The 15738-nt window shown below is 40.0% G+C and carries 14 protein-coding genes; 5 read left to right on the top strand and 9 right to left on the bottom strand.

Annotated features, from left to right (window positions below; translation table 11 throughout):
• Positions 1-8 precede the first annotated feature (8 nt).
• From QUE46_RS03775 to QUE46_RS03755, 5 genes are all read right to left on the bottom strand, one after another.
• Positions 9-1979 (bottom strand): hybrid sensor histidine kinase/response regulator, encoded by a 1971-nt coding sequence (locus QUE46_RS03775; RefSeq protein ID WP_286247669.1) that lies wholly within the window; start codon positions 1977-1979, stop codon positions 9-11.
• Positions 1980-2084: 105 nt separating this feature from the next.
• Entirely contained in the window at positions 2085-2546 is a 462-nt protein-coding gene (locus tag QUE46_RS03770) for a response regulator (protein WP_055015307.1), read from the bottom strand.
• Positions 2547-4031: an ATP-binding protein gene (locus tag QUE46_RS03765; RefSeq protein ID WP_286246277.1), complete on the bottom strand. Its 1485-nt coding sequence runs from the start codon at positions 4029-4031 to the stop codon at positions 2547-2549.
• A gap of 27 nt (positions 4032-4058) precedes the next feature.
• Positions 4059-4274 (bottom strand): histidine kinase, encoded by a 216-nt coding sequence (locus QUE46_RS03760; protein WP_286246276.1) that lies wholly within the window; start codon positions 4272-4274, stop codon positions 4059-4061.
• A 14-nt stretch (positions 4275-4288) separates the two neighbouring features.
• The gene (locus QUE46_RS03755) at positions 4289-5629 is read right to left on the bottom strand and encodes a sigma-54 dependent transcriptional regulator (protein ID WP_286246275.1); all 1341 of its coding nucleotides are present in this window, start codon (positions 5627-5629) and stop codon (positions 4289-4291) included.
• 238 nt (positions 5630-5867) lie between these two features.
• On the opposite strand from QUE46_RS03755, the gene QUE46_RS03750 reads away from it, so the two are divergent.
• The 4 genes from QUE46_RS03750 (at position 5868) to tyrS (ending at position 10693) form a co-directional block, all read left to right on the top strand.
• Positions 5868-6386, top strand: a complete 519-nt coding sequence (locus QUE46_RS03750) for an NUDIX hydrolase (RefSeq protein WP_286246274.1) — start codon at positions 5868-5870, stop codon at positions 6384-6386.
• A gap of 182 nt (positions 6387-6568) precedes the next feature.
• The gene (locus QUE46_RS03745; protein ID WP_286246273.1) at positions 6569-7945 is read left to right on the top strand and encodes an NAD-dependent succinate-semialdehyde dehydrogenase; all 1377 of its coding nucleotides are present in this window, start codon (positions 6569-6571) and stop codon (positions 7943-7945) included.
• A 606-nt stretch (positions 7946-8551) separates the two neighbouring features.
• Positions 8552-9352, top strand: a complete 801-nt coding sequence (locus tag QUE46_RS03740; protein ID WP_286246272.1) for a LuxR C-terminal-related transcriptional regulator — start codon at positions 8552-8554, stop codon at positions 9350-9352.
• Between the two features lie 90 nt (positions 9353-9442).
• Positions 9443-10693 (top strand): tyrosine--tRNA ligase, encoded by a 1251-nt coding sequence (tyrS, locus tag QUE46_RS03735; RefSeq protein WP_286246271.1) that lies wholly within the window; start codon positions 9443-9445, stop codon positions 10691-10693.
• Positions 10694-10813: 120 nt separating this feature from the next.
• Here tyrS and QUE46_RS03730 read toward each other — a convergent pair whose 3' ends face one another.
• Together QUE46_RS03730 and QUE46_RS03725 are read right to left on the bottom strand one after the other, a co-directional pair.
• Positions 10814-11179: a hypothetical protein gene (locus tag QUE46_RS03730; protein ID WP_286246270.1), complete on the bottom strand. Its 366-nt coding sequence runs from the start codon at positions 11177-11179 to the stop codon at positions 10814-10816.
• Between the two features lie 44 nt (positions 11180-11223).
• Complete coding sequence (locus tag QUE46_RS03725; RefSeq protein WP_286246269.1) at positions 11224-12114, bottom strand: oxidoreductase; 891 nt, start codon at positions 12112-12114, stop codon at positions 11224-11226.
• A 291-nt stretch (positions 12115-12405) separates the two neighbouring features.
• Here QUE46_RS03725 and QUE46_RS03720 point away from each other — a divergent pair, with 291 nt between their 5' ends.
• Entirely contained in the window at positions 12406-13323 is a 918-nt protein-coding gene (locus tag QUE46_RS03720; RefSeq protein ID WP_286246268.1) for an AraC family transcriptional regulator, read from the top strand.
• A 219-nt stretch (positions 13324-13542) separates the two neighbouring features.
• On the opposite strand, the gene QUE46_RS03715 is transcribed toward QUE46_RS03720, so the two are convergent.
• Entirely contained in the window at positions 13543-14940 is a 1398-nt protein-coding gene (locus tag QUE46_RS03715; RefSeq protein ID WP_286246267.1) for a heavy metal sensor histidine kinase, read from the bottom strand.
• Positions 14930-15616, bottom strand: a complete 687-nt coding sequence (locus tag QUE46_RS03710; protein WP_286246266.1) for a heavy metal response regulator transcription factor — start codon at positions 15614-15616, stop codon at positions 14930-14932. The genes QUE46_RS03715 and QUE46_RS03710 overlap by 11 nt, the downstream gene beginning before the upstream one ends.
• Positions 15617-15738 lie beyond the last annotated feature (122 nt).

Raw genomic sequence — 15738 nt, 5'->3', positions numbered from 1 at the left:
CTTCTAAATTACGAGCTGATCAAGGTTTCTAATAAGCTCAGATTAATCGGCTTCAAAAGTACATGGTTAATATTTAAATCTTTGATCTGCTTAGGATCGGGCTCTGCACCACTAACAATCACTAAGCTTAAGTTAGGGTAACGCTGGTTAATTTGCTTACCTAAATCTACACCACGCCCGTCAGGTAAGTGCATATCGAGCAATACCTTATTAAATTGTTGGTCATGATTGAGGGTTTGTAAACATTGTGCACACGTTGAGGTAATAACGGTTTCTACCCCTAAACTTTCTAGCAGTAACTGGGTAATTTGCGCTGCATCTTGGTCGTCTTCAACCAATAAAAAGCGCTGCTTTTTCTCTATTACAGCTTTGTCGCTGTGAATATTTTTAGCTTGAGGTGCATGCTCTGGCGATACTAAGTAATCTTGTAAGCATTGATACAAAGAAGAGCTATCAACCGGTTTTGGTATTACATCGTTAAAGCCAAGGGCGGCCAGTTCTTCATGTATACCTTTCATAGTCGCGGCAGTAAGCGCAATAATTGGCCCTGTATAGCCCATTTTTCTAAGCTCTATTGTGGCTTCTTTACCACCCATCACCGGCATATGTATATCAATAAAAATAATATCGTATGGCGAGCGATACGCCTCTGCAATTCTTACTTTTTCAAGCGCTTGCTGGCCGTGCTCGGCGTAGTCTACGCGTGCACCACAGGTGCTGATCATATGGCCAACTAACATGCGTAAATCACGTAAATCATCAACCACTAATACGCGCCCAGTTACTTTACATGGCGCAGACTTAGCCTGTAATTGCGAACCACTGCTAAAGTTTAATACTTGGCGTTCTACTTCACCAATATCGCCTGGGTACACCGAAATAGTAAAGGTAGAACCTTCCCCTATTCTAGAGGTTAAATCAATACTGCCGTGCATACGCGCTAATAGCTCAGCACAAATAGCAAGGCCTAAACCTGCTCCGCCAACAGAGCGCGACTCTACATCGGCTATTTGCTCAAACGGTTTAAAAATGAGAGCTTGTTTTTCAGGGGCAATACCCATGCCTGAGTCTTTAATACTAAAAAATAGCATTTCTTTACCATCAACCCACTCGGTCCAGGCACTAACCACTATTTCGCCCTTTTCGGTAAATTTAACCGCATTATTGATTAGGTTAATGAGTATTTGGCGTACGCGGGTGGCATCTACTCTAACAATTAAAGGTAAAGGCTGTAGAGACTCAAAGCGAAGGTTTAAGCCTTTATCAAGCACAGATACACGCATTAAGGTGTAAACATCAGCCAGCATACTATCTAAGTTTACTTCACTTAAAGTGAGCTCTAATTTATCGGCAGCAATTTTAGATAAATCGAGCACGTCGTTTAACAAGCTCAGTAAGTGCTTACCGTTTCGGTAAATAACCCCTAATTCGTTTTCGGCCTGTTTGCTAAAGTCACTTTGCAGCAGTAACTCTGTGTAACCTAATATGGATGAAAGCGGGGTACGTAATTCGTGGCTTAAATGGGCTAAAAATCTGTCTTTTGAGCGGTTTTCTGCTTCGGCTTTTAAACGCTCTACGCGCTCGCCTTCAACATCTTTACGCGCTAAGGCATAGCGTATAGCGCGGGCAAAGCGGCTCGAACTCATTTCTGTTTTTATAAGGTAATCTACTGCACCGGCATCAAGTGCTGCAGAGTCTAATTCATCATTAGATTGACCCGTAAGCATAATAATTGGCCCGCTAAACCCATTGGCAATGGCCTTTTTTAATACACTTAGGCCATTTGAGGCGCCTAATCGGTAATCAAGCAAACAAATATCGTGGTCGTTTTTACTTAAAATGCTTATTGCTTGCTCTGGAGAGCTTATCCAGTCTATGTCAAACGTATGTGAATCTAGCTGTTCTAAGTAGTCGCAAGTAAGAATGTAATCATCTTCATCGTCTTCTACTAAAAGTAAGCGAGTCACTTTATCTAACATACTATCTCCTTTTAATTGCATTTAATAAGCCCCTATTTAGGGGCTTATTGTTACTACTTATACCAATTCGCATGATTAAGCATTATTGCGGATTAATGGTCTTATTTAGTCGTTAAAGGTTGTCGGCAGCTCTACAAATTCTACCCAGTATTTTCCTAGGGTTTTCATTAAATCAACCAAGCCATCAAATGTTACCGGTTTAGTAATATAAGAGGCAGCCCCTAGGTTATAGCCTTTAACCATGTCTTCTTCTTGCTTAGAAGTAGTTAAAATAACAACCGGTATGCCTTTTAGGTTTGGGTTTGCCTTAATGGCCTCAAGTGCTTCACGGCCATCCATACGTGGCATATTTAAATCAAGCAAAATCAACCCTGGTCGTGGCGATGAGCTTTTATCTTCAAACTTACCTTTGCGCTCTAAGTACTCTAATAATTCAACCCCATCTTCCACAAAATGCAGCTCGTTTAATACACGGCTTTCGGCTAGCGCATCTTGCGTGAGTAGGCGATCATCCTCGTCATCATCAGCCATTAATATTGTAATAGGTTTCACTTTTGAATACGGCATCTAAGCCTCTCCTTGAAGTGTGAAAAGCGTTGTTTCCACAGGTAATTTTATTATGAAGGTTGCCCCTTCACCGTCTTTACTATGAGCGGTAATTATCCCGCCATGCCGCTCAACTATACGCCTACAAACTGAAAGCCCAATCCCTGTGCCTTTATATTCCGAACGCCCATGTAGGCGCTGAAAAGGTACAAATATTTTATCAGCATACTCTTGTGAGAAACCAATGCCATTATCTTTTATCGTCACTACCTGCCAGTCAATATTGTCATTGTGCTCGGCACTAAACTCTATTTTGTGCTCATACGTAATACTTATATGCGGCTCTACACCAGGCTTTCTAAACTTAACCGCGTTAGACAGTAAGTTTAAAAACAACTGCTGCATTTGGCTTTTATCGGCTTGAATAACCGGTAGTTCGCCCACCTCTACTTGCGCATTACTTTCTTTAATGGCGACTTCTAAATCACTTAAAATATCGTTAACTACGCCTTTTAAGTCAGTGTCATCAAAGTCTTTGCCTCGCGTTGTTACCCGCGAAAACTCTAGCAAATCGTTAATAAGGTTAGACATACGTTGCGCGGCGTTTTTCATACGGCCTATGTAATCTATACCTTTCTCGCCTAGTTCATCTTTAAACATGGTTTCTAAGCGGTCACTAAATGCTTGAATTTTTCTTAGTGGTTCTTGTAAGTCATGGCTGGCTACAAAAGCAAATTCTTCAAGCTCACGGTTCGAACGGCTCAGCTCATCTGAATATAAGGTAAGTTCTTGCGTACGCTCAGACACTTTAGTTGCAAGTGTTTCGTTTTGCTTTTCAAGCTCCTCACGGTATTTTGCTGCATTTCTTAAATTAAGCCGTGTTAGTAAAAACATACCAATTATTAAAATCGCACTGGTAACAGCGGTAATAGCAAAGGTTATTTTGGCCTCATTTTTGATTTGTGCCAATTTCGAAAAATGACTCACCTTAAACAGTAATTCTCGGTCTTGAATATCATTAACTTTAGTGCGAATTTCTTTATAAAGCTCGCGTCCTCTATGAGTATTGACTAAAAACAAAGCTCGGCGTTCTTTATCATTAGTGGCCAGTTTAACCGTTTGTTTAAGCTCTTTAATTTTTGCCTCTGTTAATACTAGCAGCTCTGCAATTCGCTCTGCTTGGCCATCAATTTCAGAGTGTAGAGACTTTACATTCTCTATTTGTGATTCTATTTGCCCTATCGCATCGTAATAGGGCATTAAATAATCTTCTTCTTCGGTGAGTAAGTAGCCGCGCTGGCCAGACTCTGCCTGCACAACAGATAAGTGAAGACGCTCAATAGCATCGGCTAATAAGCTGGTGTTATCCAAGCTTTTTTGCGTTTGCGTTAATCCCTGAATAGTACTTAATGCTAAAAATGCATTACCAACAATAATGCACAGTACTATTGCGATAAAAGCGGCCCACGTTATATTCGCTTTACCCTGCTGCTTTTGCTTACTCATTATGTGTAAATACCTAATTTTAAATGACTACCTGTTATTAAAATCAGTAATGTTTTGCAAGCTTTCGCTACATTGCTGACAGTTTGAAATTATTTTATCGAGTGCTGCTAACGCTTTGTCTTTTGGCATGTCGTTTTCTAACACCAATTTGATTAGCTCTGCATTCATAGAAATTCTATTCAATGGCGCTCGCGCATCGTGTACCAATTTATTTAGCGTATTTACCTCTTTTTCATCACTCATATTACTTCCTATAGCTACTTATATTCTCCAATCCCGCCGTATGCGTTTAATCGGTTGTATAAAGTTTTTGTACTGATCCCTAGCATTTGCGCAGCTAGCGTTTTATTACCCTGTACTTTATCTAACGTGGCGTGAATTAATTCTTTTTCAACTTCTTCAATAGTTTGCCCTGCCGAAACATGGTTGTCGGCCGCTTGTGTATTTACACGCGAAAATGGCGACTCTAAGTTATCTGGTAATGTAATTTCGCTTGTTTGTGGGTCGCTCATAATAAAAGCGCGATGAATAGCGTGGCGAAGTTCACGCACATTGCCTGGCCATTCGTATTGCTGTAACTCTTTAAGCTGCTCGTTGTGCCAATAAAACGACGTACCATTTTCGTCGTTAAGCTGCTCTAAAAAGGCTTTGGCAAGCAGTGGTATATCTTCTTTTCGTTCTCGCAGCGCAGGTATATCAATGGGGAAAACCGCCAGCCTAAAGTAAATATCTTCACGAATAACATTATTTTGCGCAAGATCGGTCAGTGAGCGGTTAGTAGCAGAAATAACGCGGCAGTTTATAGGCAGCTCACGATTTCCACCTACACGAGTTACTTTTTTTGTTTCAAGCACACGCAGTAAGTTTGGCTGCATATCTATAGGCATTTCGGTTACTTCATCTAAAAATAATGTGCCGCCATCTGCTTGCTCAAATACACCTTCTTTACGGGCAATTGCACCTGTAAAAGCCCCTTTTTCATGGCCAAATAACTCACTACCTATTAACTCTTTAGAGAGCGCACCACAGTTGCTCGCTACCAAAGGCCCTTCGCATTGGCTTGCATTATGAATGGCTTGGGCGACCACTTCTTTACCTGCACCGCTTTCCCCCATTAGCATTACGTTAGCATTGGTCTTAGCTACGCGCTCTATCATGGTATAAAGCTTTTGCATTGGTTCTGATTCACCAATTAAGCTATTAAAATGGCGTGTAATTGCAGGTTTTTTAGTTTTTTTAGCAGGTTTTTGGGGGCCGTTTAATACCAGCTCAAGGTCTTCGCGCTGCAGTGGCTTTAGTAAATGCCCAACATCTTGCTCACACATGTCTGCCAAAATCCCTTTTACTGAAGGGTGGCCAGAAATAAGCGTTACTTTTGGAGACTGTCCAATCATTTTTAAATGATCAAGTAAATGTAGGCCGCTGCCATCTGGCAGCATAAAATCGAGCAACACGTGATCAAAGGTATTATTTTCAAACCATTGGTGCGCTTCTTTTAAACTAGTTGCGGTGTTTATATTGTGACCGAGGAATTCGACTATGTGGCAAACAACGTCACTAAATTCAACGTCATCGTCGACTAAAAGTATGTTTAACATGATAAATCCCTATGCTTTTCTTGTTATTCTACGCACCCTATTTTGCAATTAAAAGGGCCGACTAGAATCTCTTAAAAATGATTAAACCATTGAGTCTTTTAACGTTTAATTTTAACAACTAACTATGTACGTATGCTTAAGCCATACCGATCATAGCTTTTGAAAATATTTAGAATTATTTTCACTATTAGTCATATTGTAACAGCTGATATAATTTTCTTTTAAAAAAGGAGATAAAATGCAGTTATTAAAAACAATGGTCCACCCTGGCATAAATTTAAACCAAGGCACTCAATTTACCCGCCGCACAGGCCGCGCCATTGTGATTAAAGATGCACACATTTTATTAATGTATACCAATCGCTACGAAGACTACAGTTTACCCGGCGGCGGTGTGGATGAAGATGAAACCCTAGAGCAAGGGTTAATAAGAGAGCTTAGCGAGGAAACTGGCGCGCAAAATATACAGGTTATTAAACCCTTTGGATTATACGAAGAGTACCGCCCTTGGTACAAAGACGACTTTGATATTATACATATTCAGTCGTATTGCTATTTATGCGATACAGACAAAGAGCTTGGCAAAGCACAGCTTGAACATTACGAGCAACAAAATGGTATGACGCCTAAATGGGTTAATATTCACGAGGCCATTGCACACAACGAGCGCACAATGAGCCTTAGCGAAAAACAAGGGCTGTCTATCATTCGTGAAACTTACCTACTAAAACAAATAGTACAACAACTGTTTAACTAAGGCTGTAAAATTTGCATAAAGCAGTATTTTTTACTGCTTGCTCATCACTCGCTTTTAATTTACACCCCACAATTAAATTTAAAGCGACTAATATTCAATAACTTAAACTCTATTTTACTTTATAAAACAAACTGGCTTTGTGTTTGCACCCTTACTGATAACTAATTTGTAAGGAGATAAAAATGAGTAACACAGTTAAAACAATCAACCCCGCAACTGAACAAACCATTGATACCTACACGCTGCTTTCTCAAGAGGAAGCTGAACAGGTAGTCGAAAAATCTCACGAAACATATTTAAAATGGCGCCAAACTTCATTTACCGAGCGCGCTAAGCACTTAAATAAACTAGCTTCTTTATTTGAAGATCAAAAAGAAGCCATTGCTAAACTTATGACCGAAGAAATGGGTAAAGTGTACGAGCAAGGCTTTCAAGAAATTGAACTGTGTGCCGGTATTTGTCGTTACACAGCCGAAAACGGCCCACAAGTACTTGGCGATGAAGAGCGTGATATGGATGGCGGCCGCGCTATTGTTAGCTACCAACCTACGGGCGTTTTACTAGGTATTCAACCTTGGAACTTCCCGCTTTACCAAGTAATTCGCTACAGTGCGGCTAATATTATGGCCGGTAACACCACCGTACTTAAACATGCCGGTAATGTATTTGGCATGGCAGAGAAAATAGATACCCTATTTAAACAAGCGGGCTTCCCTGAATATTGCTTTAGCAACTTACTTATTGATGGCAAAACTGCCAGTGCGCTTATTTCACATAAAGCAATCAGCGGCGTAACCTTTACAGGCAGTGACGCTACCGGTAAAAAAGTAGCTGAAGAAGCCGGTAAATACGTTAAAAAAACAGTGCTTGAGCTTGGCAGTAACGATGCCTACTTAGTACTTGATGATGCCGATTTAGACCTCGCCGTTGAAACCTGTGTTACAGGGCGCATGATCAACAACGGCGAAACCTGTGTATCGGCAAAACGCTTTGTGGTTGTAGAGTCACTCTATGATGACTTTAAAGAAAAAATTAAAGCGCAATTTGAAGCATTAAAAATGGGCGACCCAATGGCCGAAGATACAGACTTAGGCCCAATGGCGCGTGAAGATTTACGCGATAAAATTCACGACCAAGTAATGCAATCTGTTAAAGCCGGTGCAAATGTAGTCACAGGCGGTGAAGTCCCATCGCAAACTGGTTACTACTACCCACCGACTATTCTAGATAATTTATCGCCGGGCATGCCAGCATACGATGACGAATTATTTGGCCCTGTAGCCTCGCTAATTAAAGCAAAAGATAACGACGATGCCATGCGCATCGCCAACGACTCTCGCTATGGTTTAGGCGGTGGTATTTTCTCCAAAGATGAGAAAAAAGCCATAGAACTGGCTAAAAAGCACTTTGATACCGGTATGATCAACATTAACGGATACGGCCTTGCCCAACCAAACCTACCGTTTGGTGGTGTTAAAGAAAGTGGTTACGGCCGAGAGCACGGCGGCTTTGGTATGCCCGAATTTGTTAATATCAAATGTATTATGATTAATAGCTAAAATAGCTACACACGTGAAATACACGTATTAAAAGAGTATTTATACGTGTTTTAAAAATATTACTAAGCCTAAGGGTGAGCAATCACTTTTAGGCTTTTTTATGGGTGAATCTGCATGGTTTTATGCACTAATAGACCCACCCTACAAGTGTATTTAAAGCCATAAACACAGTGAGAAAATTAAAACAAAGCTGACAATTGATATGTAAAAACTGATACTTAGTTAGAGTTCAGATGGCTAGGCTAGGCTAGGCTAGGCAGGTAAGAATGATGAGCAAACGGTCGGTAAACTCGTTTGTGGGCAAAAACGTGTCAGTCACTTTTCTAAATTAGCTAGTTACAGATTACATCTAGTAAGGCAAATCATATTTACGACGTGTTTAAAGTGAAATGCTACCCTCGATTGCTGCTTATTAGCATAGTCATAATTTCATAAGTATTTACTAATAAATTCACCGGGAGATTGATACTGGCTTTATGGGAAGCAACTTTTCGGATGCCACATCTTTTATCACGATAGTTGACGTGCAAAATTAAAATGGCTTAGCTTTGAGCAAGTTAGGTAATTACGTTATGCTAACGGTCTTTATAATTCGGCCAATACGATATGTCTGAATCACAATTTAATAATCTACTCGCTGAGGCTATTTCCTCTATAAAATCAACGAGTTTTACATCTAAATTAATGTCCCTAATCGATTCGATACTGACGTATGACTGTGCTGTGATCCTCGGTATGCGTAAAGGCAAGCACCCTATTTATCTTTACGATTCCATTGAAAATAACCGAGAATTACTCTTCGATCGTTACCTCACTTCTGCATTTCAAGATGATCCATTCTACAAAATGCTCACCATTGATGAACAGCAAGGTGTTTTTTCATTAAAAGACGTAGTCCAATGCGGTATGGATTATCAAACATATTGTAATCAATTTTACCTACAAACAGGCTGGAAAGATGAGTTAAGTATTCTCATTAAAGTTGAAGCAACCCGCTGGGTCGTTATCTATTTAGGGTGTACTCAGGCAGAAAATACATTTTCGTCATTAAATGTTGAAGCATTAAAATCATATTTCGCAATCATTCAATCATTATGCCGACAACACTGGCAACAAACTGAATTCCTTCTTGCAGAACCAGTTTTTTCTCCTGAGTCTTACTCAGTAAAAAGGCGTGAGTTCATCGAGAATGCTCTGTATACTTTTGGCAATGATTTGCTTTCAACCAGAGAGAAACAAATCGCCTGTTTAATAGTACAGGGGCTCGATACTAAAGAGTTAGCAAAACAGTTAGGCATTACAGAGGGTACAGTAAAAAATCACCGAAAACGTATCTATGCTCAATTGCAAGTGGCATCCCTCAGTGAACTTTTCCAAGTTTTCCTCAACCATATTATTACCCACTAAATTAACCTATTATCCCTTTAGGGATATATCGCGCATTAGCTTCTATTCGTAATCTGTACATCACATTTTTCATAAGATAAGACTCTATAGATGACATTTACTCAGGAACTACAGACGCGCGGATTAATTGCTCAAGCCAGTGATTTAGATCAGATACAGCAAAAACTTAGCCAGCCGCAAACAGTTTACTGCGGTTTCGATCCCACCGCAGGTAGCCTTCATATTGGACATTTAGTCCCGCTCATTATGCTCAAACGTTTTCAAGATGCTGGACATCAAACATTAGCGCTTATTGGTGGTGCGACGGGAATGATTGGCGACCCATCTTTCAAAGCCGTAGAGCGCAGTTTGAATAATGAAGAAACTGTATCTGGTTGGGTCAAAGATCTTACTACTCAAATTGAGCTGTTGTTAGCTCCTCATTTAAGCAAGCCCATGACTATCGTCAATAACTCAGACTGGATGAGAGATATTAATGTCATCGATTTTTTTCGTGATATTGGTAAGCATTTTTCAGTCAACAATATGATCAGCCGAGAGTCTGTAAAGCAACGGTTGCAAAGGCCTGATCAAGGCATTTCATTTACAGAATTTAGTTACAGTTTACTCCAGTCCTATGATTTTGCAGTGCTTAATCGAAACTATGGTTGTAGTTTACAAATTGGTGGTAATGACCAATGGGGAAATATTGTCAGTGGTATTGATCTAACTCGTCGTCAAAATGGGAAGCAAGTATTTGGTTTAACCTTACCTTTAATAACTAAATCTGACGGTACTAAATTTGGTAAAACAGAAGGTGGAGCCGTTTGGCTTGCACCAGAAAAAACATCACCATATATGTTTTACCAGTTCTGGTTATCCACTGAGGACACCGATGTTTATAACCTTCTGCGATACTACACATTCTTGTCTTGTGATGAGATCGAGAAGATAGAATTGCAGGATAAAACCCGAAACGGCAAACCCGAAGCTCAAAAGATTTTAGCGCAGAATATGACGCGTTTTGTTCATGGTGAATCAGGGCTACTCAGCGCAGAGCGTATTACGCAAGCATTGTTCACAGGTAGTGTCGTGAAGCTGAGTTATAATGAACTCAAACAGCTTGAGTTAGATGGTATTCCAAGCATCGAAAGCTCCCAGCAAGGCATTCAAGAACTGTTGGTCGAATCAGGGTTAGCTAAATCAAAGCGCACCGCCAGAGATCTAGTCGAAAATAATGCTATTAGTGTAAACGGTGAAAAAATAACATCTGACAACTCCCAACTTGGATTTCCACTATTTGATGAATACTGGTTAATTCAGCGCGGTAAGAAGCATTTTTGCTTAGTCAAACGCAAATAAACTTGCAAATACAGGTAATGCGGTTCAAATCTTTTGCATGAGGGTTGAACGCATTACTTTAAGTATCACAATGTTTGACTGCGTAGAAATCAATTAGCTTAGTTATGGACAATCAACTGATTATATGCGTTGCTTTACATACCAAATTCCGAAACCAATGACCATTACTAGCTCAACAGCAACCCACATCCAATGCCTTGGTACGGAACCATCAAGGAAAATTCCCATTACGCGCGAAATTAGCGCCCCTAATGTTAATGTCATGCCTAGTGCTGCAACAGTAAAAAAATATGGGGTGATTTGATGATGAAAGATGAGCAGCATCCCCGCCCCCATTAGAAAGCCCCATCGGACTCTTCTTTCAACAGCTTGGAAGGCATCCTCAGGGATGGATTTATTACTAACTAGCTCAGGGTTATAGCTGAGAATCCCCCCTAGTAATACAATGATAAAACCCACCACCTGTAAAACTATTTTACTATCCATAAAAATCCTTAAACATACTTAGCGCAATGTTCCTGTATCATGGGTTAATAGTTTATTCCTGTTAATTCTTCAGATAGCGTCCAAAGCTTTCGCGCAGCTACGATATCATGTGACTGCTTGCTTGATTCTACCTTGATGGGTGCGCCATGTAGTTCAAAGAAATCCTGTGGGCCGAAGAAATCACCCGAAGATGCACTTTCGTCTGTTGCAGCTCGTAGTGTTGGTAGTGCTCCCATTTCTTTACTCTGGCCGAAAAAGATATTTAAAAATTTCACCACGCCACGCTGAAGTTCCGACGTCGTCCATCCCGGATGAGCTGCTGTAACTATAGGGTTGTCACCTTCTGGTTCGAGCCGTCTTTTCAGCTCATAGGCAAAGTAGAGATTCGCCAGTTTGCTATCTGCGTACGCCATAAAATTACTGTATTTTCGCTTTTCCCAGTTCAAATCATCCAAATCAATCTTCGAGGCCTTATGTGCGCCAGCAGAAACTACCACCACACGGGAGTTCGGTGTCTTCTTGAGAGTCTCAAGTAAATGGCCGACCAATGCAAAGTGACCTAGGTGATTCGTCCCCATCAAAATTTCAAATCCGTCATCAGTCTTGGCATACGGGCACGCTACTCCTGCGTTGTTGATCAGTAAATCAAGGCTGTCGAAAGTTGCTAAAAACTGTGAACTAAACGCTTGAATTGAGCGAAGACTGGAAAGGTCCAGCTGCATAACCGAAATGTCAGTGTCTGGGTAGTCTGCTCGAATTTCCGCAGCTACCTTCTCACCTTTTGATACATTTCTAACCGCAAGTACTACCGTCGATTGTTTTTTTGCTAGCACCCTAGCAGTTTCCTTTCCTACCCCGCTGGTTGATCCTGTCACAACTGAAATCCTGCCTTGTTGAGTAGGTATATCGTCAGCACTCCAAGGTTTATTTGCCATGAACTTTATTCCTCATTTTTTAGATGGTTGGGCTACTTAGAAACAAAGCCTTGAGCAAAATGCAGTTAAATTCGAAGGGCTTCATAATCGATAGAGTAATATTAAGAGACATGACCAAAAGTAGCAGTGCACAAATCTGCAAGAGTTGTATACATAATAACAAATCGAACCGCTTCGAATTTTTGTATACACTTAAAGTTAATTTGTGCACTGAATTTTCTATTCAACTAGGCCACAATATGGGTATGAGCTAAGTAAATATCGCTAAAGGTTGTACGATAAGGTTAAACAATGAAACACTTCCATTTTGATACCATTAAACAACTCAATGCTGTTCTCGGTATACGCCCACCCGAGCACCCTTTAGTTGATGTTATGAAACTAAATCCCAACAGTGATGACAATCAATTACTCAGCGGTGAGAGCATCTCACTCACCACTAGTTTCTACGCGATATCGTTCAAAAACATCACATCAGGCGAGGTCATGTACGGTCGCACCCAATACGACTGTTCAAGTGGAACAATGCTGTTTATTGCTCCCGGCCAAGAGCTTACTGCCAGCGGTATAATCATTGACTCCGTTGCTCGAACCATCTGCTTTCACCCCGATTATATCCGTGGTCACAAGCTGCAAGACGAACTTAAGCAATATCAACTTTTCAATTATTCGGTTAACGAAGCTTTACACCTTTCACCAAAAGAAGAGCAACATATGGTCGCGATGTTTGATGCGCTTGAGGCTGAAAACAACAACAGTTTAGATGCATTCAGTAAGGATCTTATCCTATCGCAAATTAGTACCTTGCTAATGTACGTCAACCGCTACTATCACCGCCAATTTATGATGCGTAAAGAGGCCAACACCTCAATATACGATCGGTTTTCAAAGCTTTTAGATGCTCGCTTAGACGCTGTAATTCAAGAGTCTGCGTCAATCCCTGAGGTGGAAGAGTTAGCGCAAGGCATGAATATGACCAGTCGCTATCTAAGTGACGCCTTAAAGGCGGAAACAGGTAAAACAACCAAAGATTGGATTCATTATGCGCTGATTGAGAAATCAAAAGATCGCTTACTTTCAAGCAAGGATTCGGTGGCAACCATTGCTTACTCGCTTGGTTTTGAATACCCGCAATACTTTTCTAGGTTGTTCAAAAATAAAGTTGGTATGACGCCTTCAGAGTATCGAACTGAAAATATTCGTCACTAAGTAATATAGAATCCATTATTTGTTCTAATCGCTGATATATTGGCTACCAACTCATTTTGGGGCAGAAACGAGTTAAACCTGAAAGGCAATTCCACGCCCTGAGCCTCTCAACTGCAAAAAATATTGATCATAAAGTAAGATATTTTACTGTGCCGGATGGCACTTCGCTATACTTAACCGAAGAGCTACAAGCAAACATTGAGTTATCGATTTTAATAATTAGCTTTTAACTAAATTTAAATAAACTTTAAAACTGGTAGTTTGAGTATTTGAACAGACCTCTATCTCTCCATCGTTTGCTTGTGCTAGCGCTTTGACTATTGCAAGCCCTAAACCTGCTCCGTCGCTATGTCGTTGGCGCGACTTATCAGGTCGATAAAAGCGATCAAATAAATAAGGTAAATGCTCAGAAGGTATTCTCTCCCCTGTATTAATTACTGAAATGCATATTTTTTCATCGCTGAACATTTCACTATTTACTGTGATTGTTGAACCTTTTGGTGCGTACCTAATTGCATTAGATAGTAAGTTTGATAGTAATTGTCGAAAGTGTAATTTGTCACAATAAAAGCAAAGGTTTTGACCTTTTTTATTAAATGCAATCAATGAGTCTTCAGCCAAAGCATCAAAATATTCAAATAACGCTTCAATTTCATCATGGCTTTTTAAAGTGTTCTGAACCGGTTTAATTAGCCCATTCTGAGTTTTTGCGAGCCAAAGCATATCACTAACCATTTTAGTTAATCGTTCGAGCTCTTCTAAATTAGAAAACAAGAGCTCTTGATACTCTTCCAACTGCCTTTTTTTAGATAATCCAACCTGTGTTTGAGTAATTATATTTGTTAGAGGGGTACGTAGTTCATGAGCAATATCACTAGAAAAATTTGATAAGCGAATAAATTCACCTTGGAGCCTGTCGAGCATTGAGTTAAACGACTGCACCATATTAACAAGCTCAATAGGCACTTTATTTTCATCAAGCCTTACATCCATTTTATTAGTTTGGATATCATGCATTTTCTGGCTTAAACCTCGTAAAGGGTTTAATCCTTGATGTATAGCAAACCAAACCACCAATAAAATGAGTACCGCTGAACCAAACATAATAGCCCAAAGGCTTTGCTGAAATTGATTGAGAAAGTGTAAATGAAAGCTCATGTCTATCGCTGTAGTAATTTTGTATTGCTGTTGCTCAGTACTTAAATTACTCACCAGAGCTCGGTAGGTATGAGTATCATTTTGCCATGAGACAATATTGTTACGGTTAAAGCCAGTTGAAGCCTTAGCACTCATTACGAAATCACTGAAATCTCGTTCAGAGCTTTGAAAAATGAGTTCTCCTTTTGCGGTATTTACCTGATAGTAAACACCATGATGACCCGCAACAGCGTTAGATAATTCATTTTTAAGCTTTAGGTTTGATTGATATTGTTGTGTTAAAACTAATTCAATAGATTGATTAATAACATGTAGCTCACTACTATCTTGCTGGAAAAAATGATGTTTTATCGAACTATTTATTAAAGAAGCAACTAAAGTTAAGCACGCAATAACGGTAACAGCTACAAACAACACTACACGCATCGTAAGTGATAAAGGCCGTGACTTAATAGCCATCAGTTTCAACCCCTAATTTATAGCCCATACCACGAACTGTATGAATTAATTTAACAGTAAAGTCATCATCAACTTTTGCTCTTAGCCTACGAATGGCAACATCAATCACATTGGTGTCGCTATCAAAATTCATATCCCATACTTGAGAAGCAATTAACGAACGTGGCAGTACTTCACCTTCGCGCCGTAACAATAGCTCAAGTAAGCTAAATTCTTTATTACTCAATAAAATACGCTTGCCTGCACGTTGTATTTTTCGCTTTGGAATATCCATTTCTAAGTCAGCAACGGTCATTATATCGTCAACTGTTTGCGCTGCACCACGGCGAATAAGAGTGCGTACCCTAGCTAAAACTTCAGCAAAAGCAAAAGGCTTTATTAAGTAGTCATCAGCACCAAGCTCGAGGCCCTTAACTCTATCGTCTATGCTATCGCGAGCAGATAAAAAAAGTACTGGGGTTTTGTTATCTGCTTCACGCAGCGACTGTAAAATTTTCCAACCTGATACGTCAGGCAACATGACATCAAGTATTATTACATCAAATAATTCGGTCATTGCTAGGTGATGACCGTCAAGGCCATTACGTGCCAAAGAAACCTGAAAACCAGCTTCACTTAGTCCCTGTTTTAAATAATCGCCCGTTTTTGCTTCATCTTCAACAACTAATAAGCGCATATAATTCCTTCATTAAAGTCCTAACAATTACCTCTGCAAATAGTATGCATTATATGTGACTACAGCAACATGACGTGAACATTACAACCTTGTAATGTTCACGTCATGTTAAAGACAGGTCT

The sequence above is a fragment of the Pseudoalteromonas sp. MM1 genome (assembly GCF_030296835.1).
Classification (GTDB): domain Bacteria; phylum Pseudomonadota; class Gammaproteobacteria; order Enterobacterales; family Alteromonadaceae; genus Pseudoalteromonas.
This window is presented reverse-complemented; position numbering and strand designations above follow the sequence as displayed.